Here is a 19812-nt window from a genome sequence, read left to right as displayed (position 1 = left end):
CGGCGTTACGGCAGGCTGGTTCGACACAAACACAACAATCGCCGCGAGTCTATCAGACTCGCCCTACTGGCGACAGGGTCATTTTTACCCATTCCGGACAATTCGCTTGACCCGCTGTCATGTGTCAGATATTGTTTACAGGTGAAAGAAAATATACCAACAATCGACGGAGACCAGTTGCTGGCGATCCTGTCGGCCCTCGCCAATCCGCACCGGCTGCGCATCATTGCAGCCCTGTCAGCGGGCGGACGCAATTACGTCAGCCAGCTTGCGCGCGACCTTGGCATCAGCCGGCCCCTGCTGCACCTGCATCTTCAAAAACTCGAACACGCCGGCCTCGTGACCAGCCGCCTCGAACTGTCGCACGACGGCAAAGCGCTTAACTACTTCGAAGCGGCCAGCTTCGCGGTGGCGCTCACGCCCGGGACGATCGCCGAGGCAGCCAGGTCGCTTACCATCAACCCTGAAAAATAGAGCCCAATTATGTCCGAACACGTCTTTTTGATCACCATCGGGCTGCCGCTCGTGACCGTCCTGCTCATTTTCGGCATGAAGTATCTGGCCGCCATCGTCCAGGCCAGGGCGCGCCTGGCCAGCGACGAAGCCTACCGCCAGCTCGCGGCGCAGGCCGCGGCGGCACAGGCGGAAACGTCGGCCGCGCTGGGCGCCATCAACGCCCATATGACGGAGGTGAAAACGCGCGTGGCCGCCGTCGAGAAAATGCTGCGCGACGTCGAGTAAGCCTACACCGCGCTTGCCGCGCCAATCGATTTTTGCACCTCACCAGGAGAACACCATGCCGTACCAGCAGTGGATTGAACCCGGCGGTAAAGAGGCCCTGCGCACCGCGCGCATCGCCGGCGCGCTGTACCTTGTCATCATCGTCATCGGGCTGCTGGGCGAGACACTGATCCGCAACAGCCTGGTCGTTTCCGGCAATGCCGCCGAAACCGCCCGCCGCATCCTCGCCTCCGAATGGCTGTGGCGCGTCGGCGTGGCCGGCCAGCTCTTGCTGCTGCTGTGCGCGGTCGCGCTGTCGCTGGCCTGGTACGTGCTGCTGCGGCCCGTGAACAAGCACCTGACCCTGCTGGCCATGTTCTTCGCGCTGGTGTCGCTGGCGGTCGAAAGCGTCAGCGCCCTGCAACTGCAAGGCGCGCTCTCGACGCTGCTGGCCGCCGGGCGCCTCGGCATCGACCCGGGGCAGGCGCAGGCCATGGCCTACCTGGCCATCGTCGGCCATTCGCATGCGTTCGCGGTGGCGCTGATGTTCTTCGGGGTCGAATGCGTCATCGTCGGCCACCTGCTGCGCAGGTCCGGCTATTTTCCGGCGCCGCTCGGGATGCTGATGCAGCTCGCCGGCCTGTGCTACCTGCTCAACACCTTCATCATGGTGCTCTCGCCCACCCTGCATGAAGCAGTTTTTCCGGCGATCCTGGCGCCGTCGTTTATCGGCGAAAGCGCATTCTGCCTGTACCTGCTGTTCAAGGGCATCAACATCCCGGCTTGGGATCAACTGACTATTGAAGGAGTCGCATCATGAACCAGATCAGCACAGTAAGACTGTCCCTGTTACGCGCCATGTACCTGCTGCTGGTGGTGGGACTGGGCCTGACCATGTGGCCGACGATCATCGCGCCGCCCGGCGTGACGGCCAACGCCGGCACCGTGGTGCGCTCGCTGCTCGGCGCCTTGTGCCTGCTGTCGGTGCTGGGATTGCGCTATCCGCTGCGCATGCTGCCGCTGCTGCTCTTCGAGCTGGCCTGGAAGATCATCTGGGTCCTCGCCTTCGCCCTGCCGATGTGGATGGGACCGGGCCTCGACGCGTATGCCGCCGAAACCCTGTTCGCCTGCGCGATCGGCATCGTGCTGGTGCCGCTGGTGCTGCCGTGGCGGCACATCGCGCGCCAATACTGGCGCGCGCCCGGCACGCCGTGGACCGTGCCGGCGCCTACAACAGCAGGCCCAGGCCCGCGATGAAGCCGAAAGCGTCGGTCCACACGGCGGCGCTGGCGCCGGTGATCTCGATGCCGGCGGCGCTGGTGGCATAGACCACCGCCAGTTCGCCGCCGGCCGGGGCGGCGCCGTCCATGCCGGGCTGGCCGAGCCGCGCGCCCTGCTGCTCGTTGACGCCGGCGATCAGCGCCATCAGGTCGTAGAGCTGGACACCGCCCTCCCCGATCACTTGCACGCTGAGCGCTTCGGGCGCGGGATTGTCGTACCAGCCGCTCAGCGCCATGCCTTCGGCGGCGCCGGTGTGCACGAGCAGGTCGCCGCCATTCCTGCTGACGAGCACATTCGCCGCAACGATGCCCAGGCCGAGCGAGATGGTGGCCGGGCCGAGCGCGCACAACACGACTGTGTCAAAGCCGTCGCCGGCGTTGAAGGCGAGCGTGAAGTCGGCGCCCCAGGCGGTGATGGTGTCGTTGCCGGCGCCGCCGATGTACAGGCTGCGGCCCGCGCCTTCGATGATGTCGTCGCCGGCGCCGCCGTCGAACAGGTTATTGCCGCGTACATCCTGCAGGATATCGTCGCCTTCGAGCCCGAACAGCAGGTCGGCGCCTTCGCGCCCGTGCAGGATGTCGGCGTCGTCGCTGCCGCTCACCACAGCTTCGCGCGCGCTGTCGTCGGGTACGTCGTACGGCAACGCGAACCAGTAAGGCGTGCCGCCATCGTCGCCGCTCAGGATCATCGCTTCGATGTCATACAACGGGAGCGCGGGCGCCCAGCCGGCGATGGCGGCGCTCGCATCCGGGTCCGGCCAGAGGGGCAGCGCGTCCGGTTCAGCGGCGAACGGGGTGTCGGACAGGCTCACTGCGATGTCGGTCGTCATAAGGTCTCCAGGAAAAGCGGCGGTGGATGCCGGGTTGGCATCCACTTACTCTATATTTACCAGTGGAAACTTTATGAGGGCAGCGCAGTAGATGCACGCGCTCTTATTGATTTACGGCAAGCAACTGCACTTGCACTGCCGGGCGCTACGCCGTGGCGGCATCGAGCAGCGCGCCGACGGTGGCACGACCTTCCTTGAACGGGGCGATCACGTCATCGTCTTCATCCTCGTAGAACAGGGCGAGCGCCTTGTCGATCAGTTTCAGGTCGGCCTTCAGGTCGTCGGCCGAACGCGCGGCGTCGGCATGCATGGTCCCCAGCCTGAAGTAGGCCGAGCGCAGGGCGGCGCGCAAGGGTTCCATGAGCTCCCCGAACAGCCACAGGTCTTCATGCTGCAGGCGTTCGATGGCCTGGTGGCAGGCCGCTTCGTTCAGGTCCCATTCACCGAGCTCGCAGGCCACGAAGCGCTTCTTGTCGAGCACCTGCGCCCAGAAACAGGCGTCGCGCGAACCGGCGTCGGCCAGCATGCGCTCGCCATCCTCCACCGCCGCCAGCGCGCGCCGGTAGTGGCCGGCCTGCATCAGGCGGTCCAGGTCGCGCATGATGGCGTCGAAGCGGCCCTTGTTGAAGTCGACCGGTTCGCCCGGCTCGATGAAGCGCACTTCCTCGTAGGCCGGCCATTCGTCGCCCGGATGCAGCCGGGCTGCCTTGGCCGACTCGCCGCGCAGATGGTGGCCGTAGCCTTGCAGGTAGCGTGCGGTTTGCTTGTCGTCGCGCGTGAAGCCGCTGCCCGCCTTGACCGCGCGCACGGTGGCGCAATCGGCCATGGCGGCGTCGATTTCGGGCACGCCGCGGCAGAGGGCGCGTTCGGCGCGCGTGAGGTACAGAAAGCCAGGCGCGAACTCGCCCGCGTGCTGCGCGATCAGGCGCTCGAACACGGCGCGGTGCACGGCCGACGGCACCGACGGCTCGACTTCCTCGCTCGCCAGCAGCGCCTCGACGCACAGGCCGACGCTGCGCAGCGCCAGCGGCACGAGGGCCAGGTTGGCGGGGTCTTTGTCGACGGCGGCGGCGCAGATGGCTGCGCTGCGGTACGCCACCGGAACGTGATCGAGCATGCGCGGATACATGTCGCTGAAGGCGTCGCACATGGCCTGGTGCACGAAGCGCAGCGGGATCTTGTCGAGATGGATGCGGTGGCGCTGCGCGCAGGCGTCGGCGATGGCCTGGGTGAAGCAGGCGTCCGGGATCTGCCAGGGCGACAGCCCCGGCGAAGCCTGCGCAACCTGGCCGAGAATGAACGCCTCGTCCCAGAACACGCTCCAGCACACCTCGGCGCATTCGGTATAGGAGGCGAGCTTGTAGGTCGCCGGCGCATGGCGCGCCACGATCTGGTCCCAGTCGGCGTCCTGGCCATAGCAGTGGCGGGCGTGCTCGTACAACCCGGGACCGAAGCGGCTGCCGCTGATGGCGTCGAGCGCGCACTTGTGGCGCGAGATCGCGTGTTCGAGCAGGGGCGCGCCGAGGTACATGGCCGGCATCTTGTTCTCCATATGCCAGGGCGTGCCGAACGCGATCGATGCCGCGATCAGGTCGTCGTCGATGAGCGCGCCCGGCACCTCGTCGAGCGCGCCCGGCGTGGTCTTGATCGCGGCCAGGCACAGGGCCTTGTCGACCAGCGCCGGCGGCACCCTGGCGATCGACTCGCCGCACGCCACGGCGCGCAGGCACACCTCGTAGTCGATGATCGCCTCGGGCACGTGCGCCAGGCTGAAGCCGACCAAGCCGGGGCGCGCCTCCAGGCAGACGGCCTTGTCGACCAGCGCGCGCGGCACCCATTCGAGGTTGTACGGCGAGCGCGCCACCACCGCCCGCGCCAGCGCCGGCGTAAAGGCGCTGGCCGGAAACGACGCCAGGAAGCGCAGCCAGTCGCCCTGGCGGCCGTTCTCGTCTTCCCCGGTGCGCGCCTCGAGCATGTCTTGCAGCAGCGCCGCCGTGCGGAACTGCGGCGGCACGCGCCTGATCTTGATGGTCTCGTTGGAGGCCATGAAATGGCGCCAGTACGCTTCGTCCTTGAGCGGCATGCCTGCCGCACCGGGCTCGATCCGGTCCCAGTCGAAGCGGCATGGCTCGCCAGCCAGGAAATCGGTGTCGGTTTGCTCGTCGTAGCCGGGCGCCAGGTCCGGATCGATCCTGGCCGCGTCGGCGTGGAACCGGCGCGCCTGGTCATGCTCGCCGCGCAGGAAGTGCACCAGTCCCATCAGCCACAGCGACACCTCGTCGCCGCAGTCGTCTTCCAGCGCCAGCGCCAGGTCGGCCTGGGCGGCATCGAGGTCGCCATCGAGCAGATGGGCCTCGGCGCGCACGCGGTAAGCGAACGCCGTGCCGCTCACCGTGACCCAGTTGCCATCGACATGGTCGAGCGCGCGCGTGGCCATCTCCCTGGCCAGCGGCAGGCGACGCAGGAGCAGCGCGCAGCGCGCAGCCATGACGCAGGCGTCGTTCATCAGGGCGCTCTCGTCTTGCGGAAAGGTGTCGCTGGCCATGGTGTAGGCATCCTGCGCCTGTTCGATGGCGCCCTCGTACCACAGGGCGTCTCCCATGCCGTTCCAGGCCAGCGAGTAGGACGGCGAGATGGCCGCCGACTGCTTGTACAGCAGATAGGCCAGGCGGGCGTCATCCACGCTGAGCGCTTCGTCGGCGGCGCGCTGGAGCGGGTAGCACGCCATGTCGAAGCCGGCACGGTAAATCGATTCTCCCTTGCGCAGGGCCGCTTCTATCCGCTTGAAGTCCCAGCTCGCCTGGTCGGAGTCGGCGGCGGTGACTTCCGCCGTGAACCGCGCGGCCAGCACGTGGACGGTGTCGTGCCAGGCGACCACCGGATTGGGCCGCTCCAGGTTGTGCGACTCGTCCCAGTCGGCCAGGATGAAGATCACCGCGTCGTCGTTCAGGCCGACCTGTTCGATGTCGTAGAACCAGCAGAACAGGAAGCGCGTCTCGATGCGGCATGCCGGGGCGATGCGCCGGGCGCCCCGGTCGTCCGAGCTGATGCAGACGCAATCGCTGGCCAGGATGCGCCCGCGCACGGCGTCGGCGCGCCATTTCCACGACATCAGCACCGAATCGCAATGCAGGTCGCCGCTGACGAAAAACACCCCGCTGACCCTGCCCTCGACGTGCAGATCGCCATCGACGGCGACACGGCGCGTCGGGTGCTTCAGGATGTCAAGGTACTCGTCTTGCGTCAGGCTCAGGTGGCCGGTGACGAGGATGACGTCGAGCGCGTCGTCATCCTCGTCACCCTCTTCACGCCCGTCGTCACCTTCCGGCAACGCGAAACGGGCGCGCAATGCCTGCATGCTCAGGCGCGGGTAGCTGGTCCAGGCGGACAAGCGGGGAAATAGCGGCGTCATGCCATCCTTGTGATTGTGTGAGATCGGCGGCATGCGCAGGAGCGGCGTTGCCGCCTGCAATCAGTCTTTTTTCTTCATCAGCCCGGCCAGCGCCGCGAACGGGTTGTGGGTGGCGGGCGCCACCTCGGCCGACAGCAGGCCGGCGCCACGGTCCGCTTCCAGGTAGCGCGAGTGCTCGTTGTCGTGGCAGTACAGGCACAACAGCTCCCAGTTGCTGCCGTCGGGCGGATTGTTGTCGTGGTTGTGGTCGCGGTGGTGCACCGTCAGCTGCGACACGTTGGCGTTGGTGAACTCGCGCATGCAGCGTCCGCAAATCCACGGGTACATCTTGAGGGACCGTGCGCGGTAACCGCCTTCGCGCGTTTCGGCCGCCTTGCGCGCCTCGGCCACGATTTTATCGAGGCGGGCGGCGTCGGGTTTTTTGCCAGGGATCATGGTGTAGCGCTTTCAATTCGTGTCTGTAGGGCGAAGGATACAGGATCGTCAAGGGCGCGGCCAGCGAGGCGCTTAGTAGCTGTCGACGTAGTACAGGACCCTGGAAAAATCGCGCCGTTCAAGGTCGTTGCGGCGAATGTAGAAGGCGCCCATTCCCATGTCGCCCCACATCATGCGCAAGCCCTGGTCCGCTTCGCTGCCATGCAATTCGAGCAGCACGATCCAGTCGTCGTCCGGCCACGAGGCGCGCGGATCGTCCTGGGCCGGGTTGCTGTAGCCGCCCACCTGGGCCACAACCTCCTTGTTGGCATAGTGCGCGTACTCGGCCAACAAGTCTTCGCTCAACCCGCCGAACTGCCGGAAAAATGCGTCGCGCGGCTTGCCCAGGTAACGCTGGAAGCGATAATCGTCGACCGACACCGGCGCGGTGTCGCGCTTGAACACCAGCCCGGCCGTGCCGCTGAACGGCAGCGCGTCGGTCGGCGCGGCGGGCGGGCGCGCAAGTTTTTGCGGATTCTGTTCGACCCGTGGGTGGTGCACCACCCGGAAGTAGCGCTGCGCGGACAGCAACGCAAGATAGCGCTGCTCGTCGAAGGGAGTGGGGAAATCCGGCGCGGAGCCGTAACTATGCGCGCTCGATTCGCCGCCTGCGATGAAAAATTGCAGCATGCCGGTCGCGGGATAGCCGTCCAGGGGCGGCATCTCCGCAAAATTGAGCTGTGCCAGCAAGGCCAGCGGAACGCCATCGGGGTCGCGCGGATAGGCCTGTCCCTTGGGCAGGTAGGCGGGTCCACCGAGCCTGCTGTTCCACGGCGCCAGGCGCTGCGGTGCTTTCAGCGTTATGTCGATGTAGGCAAGCCGGGAGGCGTCGATCTTGCCGGTGTAGGGCGCCAGCTCCGGCGGTAGCGCACCGTAGCTGACCCGGCGCGCCTTGTCGCGCACCGGCGCCGATGCGGGTTCGGGTTCGGGTTCGGGTGCAGGTTCTGGATTGTGCGGCGAGCAGGCCCCAAGCGCCAGTGCCGCCGCCAGCCACACGCAGGCGCCGCGTGCGCGATGACGATGCGGGTCCGCGTGCGTCATCAGAGGTTGTCCCACGAGTAGACCACGTTCGAAAAATCGCGCCGCGCCAGGTCCTTGCGGCGAATGTAGAACACGGCCATGCCGCTATCGCCCCATTCGCTGTCGAAGCCGCCCTTGACGCCGCCGCCTTGCAGCTCGAACAGCACCAGCCAGTCGCCGTCGGGCTGGGCGGTCCGCACGTCGGTTTGGGTCGGATTGCTGTAACCGCCCAGCTTGGCGATTGTATATTTCTGCGAAAACGTCTCGTAGTTTTCGGAAACCGCATCCTGCCTGGCGCCGAACTGCTTGAACAGCTCCCAGGGCGGCTGGCCAAGGATGCGCGCGAAGCGGTAGTCCTGCACCGACACCGGTTCGGTGCGGATCTCGAAAGTGAGCGCGGAAGTGCCCGCCATCGGCAGATTGTCGCTGGCGATGACCTTCGTGGGCTGGAGTTTGTTGCGGTCCTGCACGACTGTGGGGTGGTACACCACGCGGAACCAGCGCTGCCTGGCGAGCGACAGGAATGCGCGTTCGGCATTGTACGGCTTGGCGCTCTCGCTCGATGCGCCGTAAAAATGCCCCTTCGATTTACTGCCGGAAATATAGAACTGCAGCATGCCGCGCCTAGGATACCCCTCCAGCGCCGGCATCTCGGCAAAATTGAACTGCGCCAGCAAGGTCAGCGGGACGCCATCGGGGCCGGCGGGATATTCCTGTCCCTCGGGCAGGTAAGCTGCGCCGCCCAGGCTGCTGTTCCACGGCGCCAGCTTGTCCGGCTGGTGCAAGTCGATGTGGATATACGGCAGCCGCGAACGGTCGATGGCCTCGGCATAGCGCGCCAGCTCCGGCGGCAGCTGGCCGTAGACGACAGGCGGCAATTTCTGTTGCGCCGGCGCGCCCCTGGCGGGTCCCGGCGCCGGTTTTTCCGGCGCGCAGGCCGCGAGCGCCAGGGCTGCAAGCATCAGGGCCGCCGCCGGCAGCAAGCGCGCGCAGCGCGGCCGGAAGTGCGAATCGTTCAAGTCACGGGGTGGCAATCGGGTTCCAGTGTGGTAAGGGTGTTCGCCCTGCCGCGTGCGGGCGCGCTGACAGAATGCCACGTTTGTGGCGATGGGGAGAAATAATTTCATTTATTCAGATAGGTGCCGGCAGCATCCATCCCGCTCCAAAGCGCCATCAACGCACGCGAATTTGCCGCCAATGTCGGGCCAATGACGATCATCCCCGTCGTTAAGCGCAAATCAAGTGGTATGGGAGCAAGCCCATCGTGCCGGACCGGTCATCGCCGTGGACGAAAAATCCACGTCGCCAAGTGGTCTTGTCCGGATCTGTCACCAGGGCAATTTTGCAGTGCGTCGCGGGCCATGCGCGGCAGCGCCAACAAGCGATACCGGCACGCCATTCCTCCTTTCCTTTACCCAATTTACATTACGTTTCGCCTCTGTTGACCTCGCTTTAATAGGCGGTGATACTGCGACCACTTGAGCGGCGTCTTCACCAAATCGATGCGCCGGACGAGAATCGTGCCCTCAATGCTGATCCGGGAGCCGAAAAACAGCGCATTTTGGAAGCGCTACCAACACACGCGATCGTCAGTTTCCGCGTGCCCGGCAGCGCCGACCCGTGCGCATCCAACCACAAAGGCCGCCATCGCTGCACCAGCGAGCGCAGACAACGGCCACGTTCGACAAGGTGACCGTCCCATGAAAAAACTGCTGCATTACCTCTCCCTCGGCGTGCTCGGCATTAGTTTGCTGAACGGCTGCGGCGGCTCGTCCTCCGGCGGCGATTCCGCACCGGCGCCGACCATGTCCGCCACCACCACTGTCCGCTCGAGCAACATCGGCACGCCGGACGCCATGCCGGCAACGGCCAAGGCCGCCGTCGCCAGCGCGGCCCCCTCGACCACGGAATGGACTTTCTGCGCCGACGAGAATGGCGAGTGCATCTTCACCGGCAACCAGACCGTGCGCTACGGGGCCGGCTCCAGCTTCACCAGCAAGAAGTTCGACTGGGCGGCCAGTTGCAACAACGCCACCTTCGGCAGCGATCCGGCCCCGGGCGTGGCCAAGCATTGCGAAATCACCAGCAGCTTTGCCTTCTGCGCCAACGAGAACGGCCAGTGCGGCTTCGGCGACACGCAGACCGTGCGTTTCGGCGCCGGCAGCACCTACGTAAGCCAGACCGTGACCGGCGGCGCGGCCTGCACCACCGGCGTGTTCGGCGATCCACTGCCCGGCAGCGCCAAGCATTGCGACCGCGCGCCCACCACCTGGACCCGCTGCGCCCTTGAAAACGGCCGCTGCAATTTCAGCGGCACGCAGGTGCTGCTGTACGGCGCCAACGGCAACTTCTTCACCAAGACCCTGAGCGGCGGCACCGACTGCAACAGCGCCGTCTTCGGCGACCCGATCGCCGGCGTGGCCAAGCGCTGCTACCTGCCGGGCGTGCCGATGCCGTCCACCTCCACCCCGCCCCCGACCGATCCCGGCACCTGGAACCAGTTGACCACCTTCAAGATGGTCAACGGCACGCGCGGGCAATATCCCGACAGCCAGGTCTACTGGGCCATCATCGGCAAGGACTGGAGCACCGGCAAATACGTCCACGTCGATGCCGGCGGGCGCTTCATTCCCATGGCGCTGGGCGACAACGGTGCGCTCAACAAGAACGGCAAGCCGTACACCAACTACTTCCACAACCTGGCCCAGCTCAAGTCGATCACCATCCCGCCGCTCAATTCGGCGCGCCTGTTCCTGAGCGTGGGCAGTCCGATGTATCTGCAGGTCAATGCCGACGTCAACGGCAACCTCGGCTACGCCGGCGCGAATATCGAAAATCCGTCCGATCCGAACATCGACGTCTACTTCGACTTCATCGAAATGTCGATCGGGGCCAAGGATGGCTTCTTCGGCAATACGACCCGGGTCGACCACTTCGGCTTCCCCCTAACCCTGCGCCTGCAGGGCCTGGGCGGCTACGACCAGACCGTGGGCGAGACCGAAACGCGCGCCTCGCTGATCTCGCAATTCGTCGCCAGCGTGCCGGCCCAGTTCAAGGGCCTGGCCCAGGCCCCGTACGCGCCCTACCGCATCATCGCCCCGGCCCACGCCAGCTTCCAGAACAACGGCGCCAACGCCACCTACCTGGACGGCTACATCAACGCGATCTGGAACAAGTACACCAGCCAGAAGCTGGTCTTCACCAACGACCAAGGCACTTTCAGCGGCCAGGTGGTGGGCGGCGTGTTCCAGTTCACCGACGGCGCCGGCACCTACAAGGTGCGCAAACCGACCACCGCCATGGCGCTGCTCGGCAACGGCGCGCTGGACGACCCGAGCGGCACCGTCGGCGGCACGCCCGCCTACCACAAGCAGTTGCAGATCCAGGCGCAGCTGTGCGCGGCCCTGAACCGCCATGTGGTGGAAGACCCGGCGCGCTGGAGCGACGCGGCCTGGTTTTACCCGGCCGGCCAGCCGGCCAACTGGTACGCCAAGTTCTGGCATGACCACAGCATCAACAAGCTGGCCTACGGCTTCGCCTACGACGACGTGTGGAATTACAGCTCGTCGGTACACAGCACCGCGCCGACCACGGCCACGGTGACCATCGGCTGGTAAAGCCGCCCGGACCGCCGCTGGCGGTCCTTTCTCATTTTTCCAACCGGAGTCGATATGAAGAAACTACTGAAATATTTGGGCATGGCGGCCATCGGCGGCGCCATCCTGAGCGGCTGCGGGGGTGGATCGTCCGGTGACGCGCCGCCTGCCGTCTCGGCGGCGCCGCTGGCGGCGTCCGCAGCGCCAAGCGCCACCAACGGCGCAATCGAGGGAGTCGGCACGGATGCGGGATCGTCGGCCGCGCTGGCGCCTTGCGCCGCCGTCACCTGGCAAGCCGGTGTCAATTACCCGCTCGGGACGGTGGTGTTGTATGCGCCGAACGGCCTTTACTACAAGGTGGTGCAGGTCGCCGGCAACGGCAGCGACGGCACCACCCCGACCATCAGCACCTGGTACTGGGCGCAGACCACCTGCGCCACGCCGGCGGCGAAAAAGATCGTGGGCGGCTACTATCCGAACTGGACGCCCTCCCCGATCCGTATTCGCGACGTCCATCCGCGCTACAACCTGATCTACCTGTTCCACGCGGTTCCCGTGGGCGGCTCGCCCGGCACCACCGGCGCGGTCACCTTCAGCGCGCCGGGCGACGGACGCGGCGCGGCGACCAACCTGAAAGCCGACATCGCATATGCGCGCACGACGCAAGGCCGCAAGATCATCCTGTCGGTGGGCGGCGCCGGCAATGGCATGAGTTTTCCGAACCGGACCAAATCGCAGGCGTTTGTCAACAGCATTGCCGCCATCCACACGCAGTTGGGCGGGATCGACGGCATGGACTGGAATACCTTCGAGGCGGACCAGAAGCCCGATACCGCTGAAATGATCTGGATTAGCCTGGAACTGAAAAAGCGCTATCCAGGCTTCATCATTTCCGCGCCGCCGGCGCCGTGGAATGCCATCGACAAGGAGTTCTGCCGCGCCATGGTGGCCGCCGGGGCGATGGATTACGCCGCGCCGCAGTACTACGACGGGCCGGGCCTGAACGATCCGGCGTATGTGGCGGACAATGTCAGGCAGTGGGTCAATTTGCTGGGGGCGAACCGGGTGGTGGTGGGCTTCGGGATCAGTAACGCGGCCAATTACATGAGCCGCGAGCAGGCGGTGAGCGCATGGAACCAGGTCAAGGCCAACCATCCGGATATCCGCGGCGGTTTCAACTGGCAGATCCACACCGATGAAGAACAGGGTTGGGTGTTCGCCAACAGCGTGGCGCCGCTGATCAATCCGTAACAGGCAAGCCTGCCGGTCTAGCGTTGACGGACCGGCGGGCGCCGCATATCGACACGCGTCAGCCACCACAAGCCGCCCTGGAAGGTGTAGTCGAACGGGCCGCTGCGTATCACGCTGCCCTCGCCCGGCGCCTTGCCTGCCCGCTTCGCGCGCGCGGGTACGCCGGGCGCCACGGTGCCCCTATCGAAATAACTGAGGCTGAGAAGCCTCACCAGGGCTGGCAGGCGCGCGTCGTTCCGCTGGTACGACAGGCAAGCGCCCTTGGTCTCGCACACGGCCAGCGGAAACGCGGCAAAGCGGGCAAACGATTCCACCGCCTCGCTTTGGATAAAACCGTTCACCCAAAGCGCCGTCTCGGCCACGTCGAGCGCGCTGGCGTTGGCCTGCCTGTTTTCGTCCGCAATACGGCGACGCAAGCCGTGGCGGGGCGAATACGCGCCCTTCTCTTCATCGATCACATCGTCGACGCGCCACTGGCCGTTTTCGCGCACCAGCACATAGCGCAGCGCGCGCTCGTAGTACGGATCGTCCGGAAACACCCGAAAGCGCACATCCACCGCGTTGACCCCGGCCGGCTTGGCCGCGAAGCCGGACGAGGCCAGGGTCAGCGCCGGATCGCTCTCCTGCGTGTGCAGGAATTCGTCGCCGTCGACATCCCAGCCGCATTTGCTGTCCTGGCGTTCGGTCCTGGCGCAGGCGGCGCGGTTGGCGGCCATTAACGCACGCAGGCCGCTCGAATAGAACGCCCCGCTGTCCACATGGCGCTTCCTGGCCGCTGCCGGATCGGCAAAATAATCGCGGTAGAACGCGCCGATGAAGGCCGCCGGCGTGCCGGCCGGCGCCCGCACGGCCGGCGCGGCGGCGCATGGCGCGAGCGCCCCGCCCAGCAGCGCCGCAAACATCCAAGCGTGCCGCTCGCCCATCTCAGCGCGCCAGGTGACGGTCGAGCCAATCCTTGACCGTGTGATGCCACAGCACCGAGTTGGCCGGTTTCAGGACCCAGTGATTCTCGTCCGGGAACACCAGCAGCTTGCTTTCCACGCCCTGGCGCTGCAGCGCGGTGAAGGTGCCGAGCGCCTGCGAGGTCGGAATGCGGAAGTCCAGGTCGCCCTGCACCACCAGCATCGGCGTCTTCCAGTTCTTGACGAAATGGACCGGGTTGAACTTTTCGTACAGCGCCGCGTTGTCCACGTAGGTGCCCTTGTTTTCCCACTCGGTGAACCAGAGTTCCTCGGTGGCGTAGGCCATGCCGCGCGCGTCGAACACGCCGTCGTGGTTGACCAGGCAGCGGAAGCCCTCCGGCCAGTTACCGGCGATCCAGTTCATCATGTAGCCGCCGTACGACGCGCCCAGCGCGCAGCTGCGCTCGCGGTCGAGCCACGCATATTTTTTGACAGCCGCGTCCATGCCCTTTTTCAGGTCTTCCAGCGGTGCGCCGCCCCAGTCGCCGCTGATCGAATCGGTGAAGCCCTGGCCGTAGCCGGTGGAGCCGTGGAAGTCGATGAACACGGTCGCGTAACCGGCGCCGGCGTAGGTCTGCGGATTCCAGCGGTAGCTCCACGAGTTGCCGAAGCTGCCCTGCGGGCCGCCGTGCACCAGAAACGCCACCGGATACTTCACGCCCGGCTTGGCGTCCCACGGTTTCATCACGTGGCCGTAGACGGTTTCGCCCTTGGCGCCGGTGAAGGAAAACTGTTCCGATTCGCCAAAGCGCACATCGGCCAGCAGCTCGCTGTTCAACTGCGTCAACTGGACTGGGGCGCCGCCATTGGTGCTCTTGAACAGCTGCGCGCCCGATTGCAGGTTAGCCTGCGCCATCACCACGGTCTTGCCGCGCGCGTCAAACGCGCTGACGTAGCCCTTGTCGCTCAATGGCGCCACCTTGCCGCTGGCGGCGTCGATCGAGAACAGGCGGTGCTGGCCCAGGTCGTCGGCGGTGGCGAGCAGCGCCTTGCCATCGTCGCGCCATTTGTAGTCGGCAATCGAACGGTCCCAGCTTTCTGCCACGACGCGCTTCTTGCCGCTGGCGACATCGAGCAGCACCAGGCGGAAGCGGTCGGCCTCGAATCCGGGGCGGCTCATGGCCAGCCAGGCCAGCGTTTTTCCATCCGGCGAAAAGGCCGGTTTGCTGTCCCAGGCCGGATTGTCGGCGGTCAGGTTGCGCGGCGCGCCGCCGGTGGCAGCGGTTTGGTAAATATCGAAATTGGTCGACCAGGCTTCGGTCTTGCCGGCTACGCGCACGTTGAACACGACGCTCTTGCCGTCCGGGCTGAAGCGGTATTCCTCGCGGTCGCCGAATGGTTTCGAGGGCACGTCGCCGTCGATGCTGCCCGACAGGCTGACCGGGGCGGCAGTGACCCTGCCGGCGGCGTCGATCGCTGCGCTGTAGAGCACATTGTTGCGGCCGTCCGACCAGGTATCCCAGTGGCGCACGAACAGGCGGTCGTAGACCTTGCCGCTCGATTTGTTTTTGGTCTTCTCGTCCAGGCGCGTCTTGGTGCAGGCCAGGTCGGTGCAATCGCGGAACACGGCCAGGCTCATGGCAAGGCGGTCGCCGGCCGGCGAGAGGCGGAAGTTATCGACGTCGAGCGGCAGGTCGGTGACCTTGACGGCCTCGCCACCGGTGCCGCTGCTTGAGACCGGCTGGCGCCATACCTGCGACGAGCCCGAGCGGGCCGACAGGAAATAGATGGCGTCGCCCTTGGGCGACCATTCGGGATCGGTGCTGTTCGATTCGCCCTCGGTCAGCCTGACCGGGGTCGGCTTGGCGCTGCGCAGGTCGATCATCCACAGTTGCGTGTTGCCGCGGTTCTTCTCCACATTGGTGCTGCGCACCGTGTAGACCACGCGCGAGGCGTCGGGCGAGAGCGCCGGTGAACCGACCCGCTCCATCTTCACCAGGTCTTCGATGGTGAAACCACGCGGCGCGGCCAGCGCGCTACCGGCGGCCAGCGTGGCCGCTCCCAATATGAACAAACGTCCCATCATTGCAATGTCCCCAAGAGTCATAAAAGTGCCAGACGATACGAAATGGCCCCGGCATCATACCAAGTTCGTATCGCAAGAGCAGCCGAAAGATGGGGCTTGGGATAGGTAGCAAGGCCCAATGCCTGTATTGATTGCAAAAATGAAATGTACTATAATGCAACAATAGATGATTATTGGAATACTATGAAATATATCGCGACTGCATTGACGGCATTGGCATTATGCGCGCCTGCCCAGGCCAAGGTTCACGTCTTTGAATTTACGACGACGATTGAATCGGTACGAAACGTGTTTCAACAAACGGAAGAAGGCGTGAGCACCGGCAGCGTGCCCGGCAGCGTGGTCGCAGTCGATCAGCAAGTCGTGGGGCGCTTCTCGTACGATTCAGAGATGGCGTTCGATCCGAATTACAGCACGTATGGACAGCTGCCTGACGCCACTGCGTCAGGGGGATATACGTACCAACCCGCGCCAGCTACGACGGACAAGTTGACCTTTACCGTGTACGACAAAGGCGTTCCGACATCGACCGAGTCGCGCGCGCTGAGCCATATCCGTATTGAAAACGATATGTACTCATGGGATCCATTGGACCGCTTCATGTTGGGCGCAGGCGGATGGCCATTTTCCACCTATATCATCCTCGACAACAGCGCTGGCACGTGGCTGCCGAATGGCGAGCTCCCGCTGCAACTCTCGCTTGGCGATGTCAACCGCGCCGAGTTCTCGCATACCTGGCTGCGTACTAGCGACAACGCGCTGATGAGCATGACCGGGCGCCTGCACTCGCTGACCGAAATCGACGTCTCGCCCGTTCCTGAACCAGGCACCTGGGCCATGCTGCTGGCCGGCCTGGGCATTCTCGGCTTCAGTGCCCGCCGCAAGCGCGCCTGAATCCGGCGCGCAAGCGCAACAGCCGCACCGCTTGGTCGCTGATGAACCACGCGGCACGGCTAGCGCGCCACCGGTAGCCACCTTGGATGCATGAGCGTGGGTGGACCTTTAAGTGCAAAATAGTAAATTTATAGATATATCGGCAACTGGACCAACATGAAGTACATCGCAGCATTATTATCAGCATACGCCTTGAGCTTGCCGGCGCAAGCGGCCCTGCAAGTCTACGAGTTCACCGCATCGGTAACGGGCCTGGGCGACGTTCGTGCCCTTCAGTGGGTGCAAAGCATTCGAGGAAAGCAAGAAGGCACTGTCATTTCCGTGGGAGACCGCATTGTTGGGCGTTTCAACTACGACAACACTGCTAAAGCCGTGGACTACGTGGACAATTGGCTGCCACATCGTGATGCCACTACGTATTACTACACGCCCGAAACCTCACCAACGAATTTCTTTACGTTCACAGTTTTGAAGAGTGGACAGACAGTTCGCGTTGGCGATGCGAACACGCCAACTAGTGGCATGGCGTTCGAGGACGCGAACCCGAATGATGCTGGCGTGACCGATGTGCTGTCAATGAATGGTGGAGGGTTGGACGGCGACTTGGTTTCGTTGAATTTTTCTGGCTTGAGCGCAAACTGGGTTTCCAATGGTGGCATACCGGCCCACCTTTCCCTGTCCGATATGGCAAGCGCGAACATCCAGCATGACTATGGCAATTTCAGCGACGGCCGCATTTTTCTCCGGGCGAACATCACCTCGCTGAACGAGGTTTTGATCACCCCGGTGCCCGAACCAGGCACTTGGGCGATGCTGCTGGCCGGCTTGGGCATTCTCGGCTTCAGCGCCCGCCGCAAGCGCGCTTAAGAGGAGCGCCTGAAAAAACCGCTCGGCTTACTTCCAACAGATGAGTGAGCAGGCGACCGGCCCGCGCAGCAGGTCGCTCGTCATTTGGCTCACCAAAGTTTCCACCACGGCGCTTGTGCCGGCGCCGCGCGTGCCGCTTCCTTGGCTGCAATGGACAAGGTGGCCTCCAACTGCGCCATGCGGTGGCGCACCTTGGAGAGCGGATGATCCGGGAACATCTGGTCATATTGGCTGTTGTCGGAGGGCAGTACGCGCAGCGGCTGCGCGCGCATATGGGCAAACATGTCTTCGACGCTGTCCATCAGCAAGGGCTCGCTTGGCGACGCACTAGTCGGGCTTTCCCCTGTCATCACGCACACAGTCGCTTCACGCACGCCAGTTGTGCCTTGCTCGACGGACTCAACATTGATTTGTGCCGTCGCATTGCCCAGACGAATCCACAGAATGCTTACGAACATCATTCCCATACTGTCCGGAAGCGGCGAGCGGTACTTGAACAACCCTCGCAGCGCGGTATGACCACCGGCGCTGACGACGTCCATTTCCAGTAAAGCGCCGCCGTTGCTGGCGCTCTGTTGAGAAAAATAGCGCGTGGCGGCGTCGATGTCGTGCGGGTGAAAGGACCAGTTCGTCGGATTCTTCGGTACACGTAACACGATATAGACGCCGTTCGCGTTACTCCAGCCGAAATGATCTTCGGACTGCTCCCGCAGCGTGCAATCGGCAACGTCGAACTTCACTGAGATGTTGTTGGACATCGGATTCCTTGTAGCCTGAAAATGGGGTGTCAGTTGTCGGAAAATATTGCGGCTTGTGTTCGAGCGCCGATGGCATTCGCCATGCCGGCGGGGCCGAATGCGGTGCCAGGATGCCGGGCGTCCCTTTATTGACTGTCTGGAGAAGGTCGCTTCATGCCCCGGAATGATTTCCTCACCGCTTCAATATCATCCCTTTCCTTCTGAATCGCCTCGATCGTTAACCTCGTGTCAAAATTTCCGATATTCCAACAGCCTTTCACCGCTTGACGAATTGTCTCGTCCTTGCTGACATTGTTCGCGTAATCATTCACGCAGTTAATCAAAAACCTGAGGTCGGATCGCCGGGGCGCAATATTGCCATCTTTGTTGATGCTTTTTGCAATGGATTCGATCACAGCGACGCGCTCTTCTGGCGAAGCCTGGCCCCAGTGCGCAAGGGGATCGTCCTCGACAATCGCGAACGCCAGTGGTGCGATCACGAGCGTCGACATAACTAAAAGCACTTTAAGAGTTTTCATGGAATATCCAAAAAGGCGATCCACCGAAGGCACCGGACAACCGGGGTCAGAGCTTTAATTAGCAACAAAAATGTTGCTAATTAAAGCTCTGACCCCGGTTGTAGGTGGTTTCTGATTTTGATGGCTCAATCAAGCGCCATCGCAAACATGACTCCGTTTCGCTGTTACCGCTTGATGCCGGTCACTTCGACTTCAACCCGGCGGTTCGGTTGCAGGCAGCCGATCAGCGCGGCGCGTGGCGCAACGCCGTTGCAGGCTTCGACCTGGTCCGCTTCGCCCTTGCCGGCGCTGATGATCTGGCCGGCAAACCCTTTGCTCACGATGTACTGGCGTACCGTCGCCGCGCGCTTTTCCGACAGCGGCTGGTTGTACGCTTCCGTCCCCAGGCGGTCGGTATAGCCGGTCAGCTTGATATCCGAAATCTGCGCATACACGCCATCGAGCCTGGTCATCATGCTGTCGATGCGCGCACGGCCCGCCGGCAGCAAGTCGGCCACGCCCGATTTGTCGAACCTGAACAGCGCGTCGGCCGCCAGGGTCAGCTTCTCGACCGACACCACCGGCGCCGCACCCGGCAATGGCGTTACCGCAGCCGCCACCGGCGCGCCGCCGCAGGCCGCAGCCGAGGCTTGCGCCGCCTGCAACTGGTCTTCGGCGATCTGGATGTACGGATTCGCATGGCGCCAGCCCTGCTGGTTGAATTCATTCCCGGCATGCACCAGCTCGACTTCGCCGCAAGCGACCTTCTGCGCCGCGCAGGCAAAGCCCGCGCCAGACTTGACGCCGCCGAAACGCGCCCACAGGTCGTCGCGCAGCTTGGCCGCATCGTTTACCAGCGGCGTCTGGTCGCCCGGATTGGGAGTGGCGCCCGTCTCCAGCGCGCCGACAATCGCCGCGCCCTGCTCCAGCGCCTGCTGCGGGAACGCCGAGCGGTCGTTGCGGGTGTACTCGTGCAGCGACACGTCGAGCCAGCATTGCGCCTTCGACAGGTAGTAATTATTCACCGGTACGCCCTTGTCGTTGAGCGCTTTCACGCGCTGCTGCAAGGCCTTGTAGCCAGCCTGGTCGGCCACGATCGCCTGGTCGGAGATGCGCTGCGCCGGCGCGCTCAAGGTTTGCGCAAAGGCGCCTTGCACGGCCACGGCCATCGCGGCAAACAGCACTGCGCGCGGGCGGGAAATAATGGTTGGTTTCATCGTCATTC

18 protein-coding genes are annotated in these 19812 nt (G+C 64.3%); 8 read left to right on the top strand and 10 right to left on the bottom strand.

The features are described from left to right. The first annotated feature begins 177 nt into the window (after positions 1–177). From F0185_RS28415 to F0185_RS28400, 4 genes are read left to right on the top strand one after another with little or no spacing between them, the layout of a single operon-like run. Positions 178–474, top strand: coding sequence for an ArsR/SmtB family transcription factor (locus F0185_RS28415; protein ID WP_229477242.1), 297 nt, complete (start codon positions 178–180; stop codon positions 472–474). Between the two features lie 9 nt (positions 475–483). Continuing rightward, positions 484–741: a hypothetical protein gene (locus tag F0185_RS28410; protein ID WP_167230682.1), complete on the top strand. Its 258-nt coding sequence runs from the start codon at positions 484–486 to the stop codon at positions 739–741. Positions 742–796: 55 nt separating this feature from the next. Then, a complete protein-coding gene (locus F0185_RS28405; protein WP_167230680.1) occupies positions 797–1540 on the top strand; it encodes a DUF4386 domain-containing protein in 744 nt (247 codons plus the stop codon). Continuing rightward, positions 1537–1977, top strand: a complete 441-nt coding sequence (locus F0185_RS28400; protein WP_167230677.1) for a hypothetical protein — start codon at positions 1537–1539, stop codon at positions 1975–1977. The genes F0185_RS28405 and F0185_RS28400 overlap by 4 nt, the downstream gene beginning before the upstream one ends. Here the strand turns inward: F0185_RS28400 and F0185_RS28395 are convergent. From F0185_RS28395 to F0185_RS28375, 5 genes are all read right to left on the bottom strand, one after another. Then, on the bottom strand, positions 1949–2830 hold the full coding sequence (locus F0185_RS28395; RefSeq protein WP_167230674.1) for a calcium-binding protein: 882 nt from the start codon (positions 2828–2830) through the stop codon (positions 1949–1951). The genes F0185_RS28400 and F0185_RS28395 overlap by 29 nt on opposite strands. A gap of 145 nt (positions 2831–2975) precedes the next feature. After that, positions 2976–6242 carry a hypothetical protein gene (locus tag F0185_RS28390; RefSeq protein ID WP_167230671.1) on the bottom strand — a complete coding sequence of 1089 codons (3267 nt, stop codon included), beginning with the start codon at positions 6240–6242 and terminating at the stop codon, positions 2976–2978. Positions 6243–6302: 60 nt separating this feature from the next. Next, entirely contained in the window at positions 6303–6677 is a 375-nt protein-coding gene (locus F0185_RS28385) for a YajD family HNH nuclease (RefSeq protein WP_167230668.1), read from the bottom strand. A gap of 72 nt (positions 6678–6749) precedes the next feature. Next, positions 6750–7757, bottom strand: a complete 1008-nt coding sequence (locus F0185_RS28380; protein WP_167230665.1) for a YwqG family protein — start codon at positions 7755–7757, stop codon at positions 6750–6752. Continuing rightward, on the bottom strand, positions 7757–8770 hold the full coding sequence (locus F0185_RS28375) for a YwqG family protein (protein ID WP_167230662.1): 1014 nt from the start codon (positions 8768–8770) through the stop codon (positions 7757–7759). The genes F0185_RS28380 and F0185_RS28375 overlap by 1 nt, the downstream gene beginning before the upstream one ends. A gap of 666 nt (positions 8771–9436) precedes the next feature. Between F0185_RS28375 and F0185_RS35035 the strand changes: the two genes are divergently transcribed. Both F0185_RS35035 and F0185_RS28365 read left to right on the top strand, forming a co-directional pair. Further along, entirely contained in the window at positions 9437–11353 is a 1917-nt protein-coding gene (locus F0185_RS35035; RefSeq protein ID WP_229477241.1) for a glycoside hydrolase family 64 protein, read from the top strand. Between the two features lie 54 nt (positions 11354–11407). Further along, complete coding sequence (locus tag F0185_RS28365; RefSeq protein ID WP_229477240.1) at positions 11408–12583, top strand: glycoside hydrolase family 18 protein; 1176 nt, start codon at positions 11408–11410, stop codon at positions 12581–12583. A 17-nt stretch (positions 12584–12600) separates the two neighbouring features. On the opposite strand, the gene F0185_RS28360 is transcribed toward F0185_RS28365, so the two are convergent. Next, a complete protein-coding gene (locus tag F0185_RS28360) occupies positions 12601–13485 on the bottom strand; it encodes a YqhG/Tai3 family protein (RefSeq protein ID WP_167230659.1) in 885 nt (294 codons plus the stop codon). A 22-nt stretch (positions 13486–13507) separates the two neighbouring features. Beyond that, positions 13508–15571, bottom strand: a complete 2064-nt coding sequence (locus tag F0185_RS28355; RefSeq protein WP_229477239.1) for a S9 family peptidase — start codon at positions 15569–15571, stop codon at positions 13508–13510. 183 nt (positions 15572–15754) lie between these two features. Here F0185_RS28355 and F0185_RS28350 point away from each other — a divergent pair, with 183 nt between their 5' ends. Continuing rightward, positions 15755–16465: a PEPxxWA-CTERM sorting domain-containing protein gene (locus F0185_RS28350; RefSeq protein WP_229477238.1), complete on the top strand. Its 711-nt coding sequence runs from the start codon at positions 15755–15757 to the stop codon at positions 16463–16465. 156 nt (positions 16466–16621) lie between these two features. Continuing rightward, on the top strand, positions 16622–17332 hold the full coding sequence (locus F0185_RS35030) for a PEPxxWA-CTERM sorting domain-containing protein (RefSeq protein ID WP_229477237.1): 711 nt from the start codon (positions 16622–16624) through the stop codon (positions 17330–17332). Positions 17333–17421: 89 nt separating this feature from the next. Here the strand turns inward: F0185_RS35030 and F0185_RS28340 are convergent, their stop codons facing one another. From F0185_RS28340 to F0185_RS28330, 3 genes are all read right to left on the bottom strand, one after another. Next, on the bottom strand, positions 17422–18090 hold the full coding sequence (locus tag F0185_RS28340) for a hypothetical protein (RefSeq protein WP_167230656.1): 669 nt from the start codon (positions 18088–18090) through the stop codon (positions 17422–17424). 125 nt (positions 18091–18215) lie between these two features. After that, entirely contained in the window at positions 18216–18608 is a 393-nt protein-coding gene (locus F0185_RS28335; protein WP_166892419.1) for a hypothetical protein, read from the bottom strand. A 164-nt stretch (positions 18609–18772) separates the two neighbouring features. After that, a complete protein-coding gene (locus F0185_RS28330; RefSeq protein WP_167230653.1) occupies positions 18773–19804 on the bottom strand; it encodes an OmpA family protein in 1032 nt (343 codons plus the stop codon). Positions 19805–19812: the final 8 nt, after the last annotated feature.

This window comes from Massilia rubra (assembly GCF_011682065.1).
Classification (GTDB): domain Bacteria; phylum Pseudomonadota; class Gammaproteobacteria; order Burkholderiales; family Burkholderiaceae_D; genus Telluria_A; species Telluria_A rubra.
Note: the sequence above shows the minus strand (reverse complement) of the source record. Positions and strands in the feature narration are given on the sequence as shown.

What these genes read in the sequence shown, in the direction of transcription:
- F0185_RS28330 (WP_167230653.1), bottom strand. Translation starts at nt 19,804, where the DNA reads ATGAAACCAACCATTATTTCCCGCCCGCGCGCAGTGCTGTTTGCCGCG.
- F0185_RS28395 (WP_167230674.1), bottom strand. Translation starts at nt 2,830, where the DNA reads ATGACGACCGACATCGCAGTGAGCCTGTCCGACACCCCGTTCGCCGCT.
- F0185_RS28390 (WP_167230671.1), bottom strand. Translation starts at nt 6,242, where the DNA reads ATGACGCCGCTATTTCCCCGCTTGTCCGCCTGGACCAGCTACCCGCGC.
- F0185_RS28350 (WP_229477238.1), top strand. Translation starts at nt 15,755, where the DNA reads ATGAAATATATCGCGACTGCATTGACGGCATTGGCATTATGCGCGCCT.
- F0185_RS28405 (WP_167230680.1), top strand. Translation starts at nt 797, where the DNA reads ATGCCGTACCAGCAGTGGATTGAACCCGGCGGTAAAGAGGCCCTGCGC.
- F0185_RS35035 (WP_229477241.1), top strand. Translation starts at nt 9,437, where the DNA reads ATGAAAAAACTGCTGCATTACCTCTCCCTCGGCGTGCTCGGCATTAGT.
- F0185_RS28335 (WP_166892419.1), bottom strand. Translation starts at nt 18,608, where the DNA reads ATGAAAACTCTTAAAGTGCTTTTAGTTATGTCGACGCTCGTGATCGCA.
- F0185_RS28385 (WP_167230668.1), bottom strand. Translation starts at nt 6,677, where the DNA reads ATGATCCCTGGCAAAAAACCCGACGCCGCCCGCCTCGATAAAATCGTG.
- F0185_RS28380 (WP_167230665.1), bottom strand. Translation starts at nt 7,757, where the DNA reads ATGACGCACGCGGACCCGCATCGTCATCGCGCACGCGGCGCCTGCGTG.
- F0185_RS28400 (WP_167230677.1), top strand. Translation starts at nt 1,537, where the DNA reads ATGAACCAGATCAGCACAGTAAGACTGTCCCTGTTACGCGCCATGTAC.
- F0185_RS28360 (WP_167230659.1), bottom strand. Translation starts at nt 13,485, where the DNA reads ATGTTTGCGGCGCTGCTGGGCGGGGCGCTCGCGCCATGCGCCGCCGCG.
- F0185_RS35030 (WP_229477237.1), top strand. Translation starts at nt 16,622, where the DNA reads ATGAAGTACATCGCAGCATTATTATCAGCATACGCCTTGAGCTTGCCG.
- F0185_RS28365 (WP_229477240.1), top strand. Translation starts at nt 11,408, where the DNA reads ATGAAGAAACTACTGAAATATTTGGGCATGGCGGCCATCGGCGGCGCC.
- F0185_RS28355 (WP_229477239.1), bottom strand. Translation starts at nt 15,571, where the DNA reads ATGATGGGACGTTTGTTCATATTGGGAGCGGCCACGCTGGCCGCCGGT.
- F0185_RS28410 (WP_167230682.1), top strand. Translation starts at nt 484, where the DNA reads ATGTCCGAACACGTCTTTTTGATCACCATCGGGCTGCCGCTCGTGACC.
- F0185_RS28340 (WP_167230656.1), bottom strand. Translation starts at nt 18,090, where the DNA reads ATGTCCAACAACATCTCAGTGAAGTTCGACGTTGCCGATTGCACGCTG.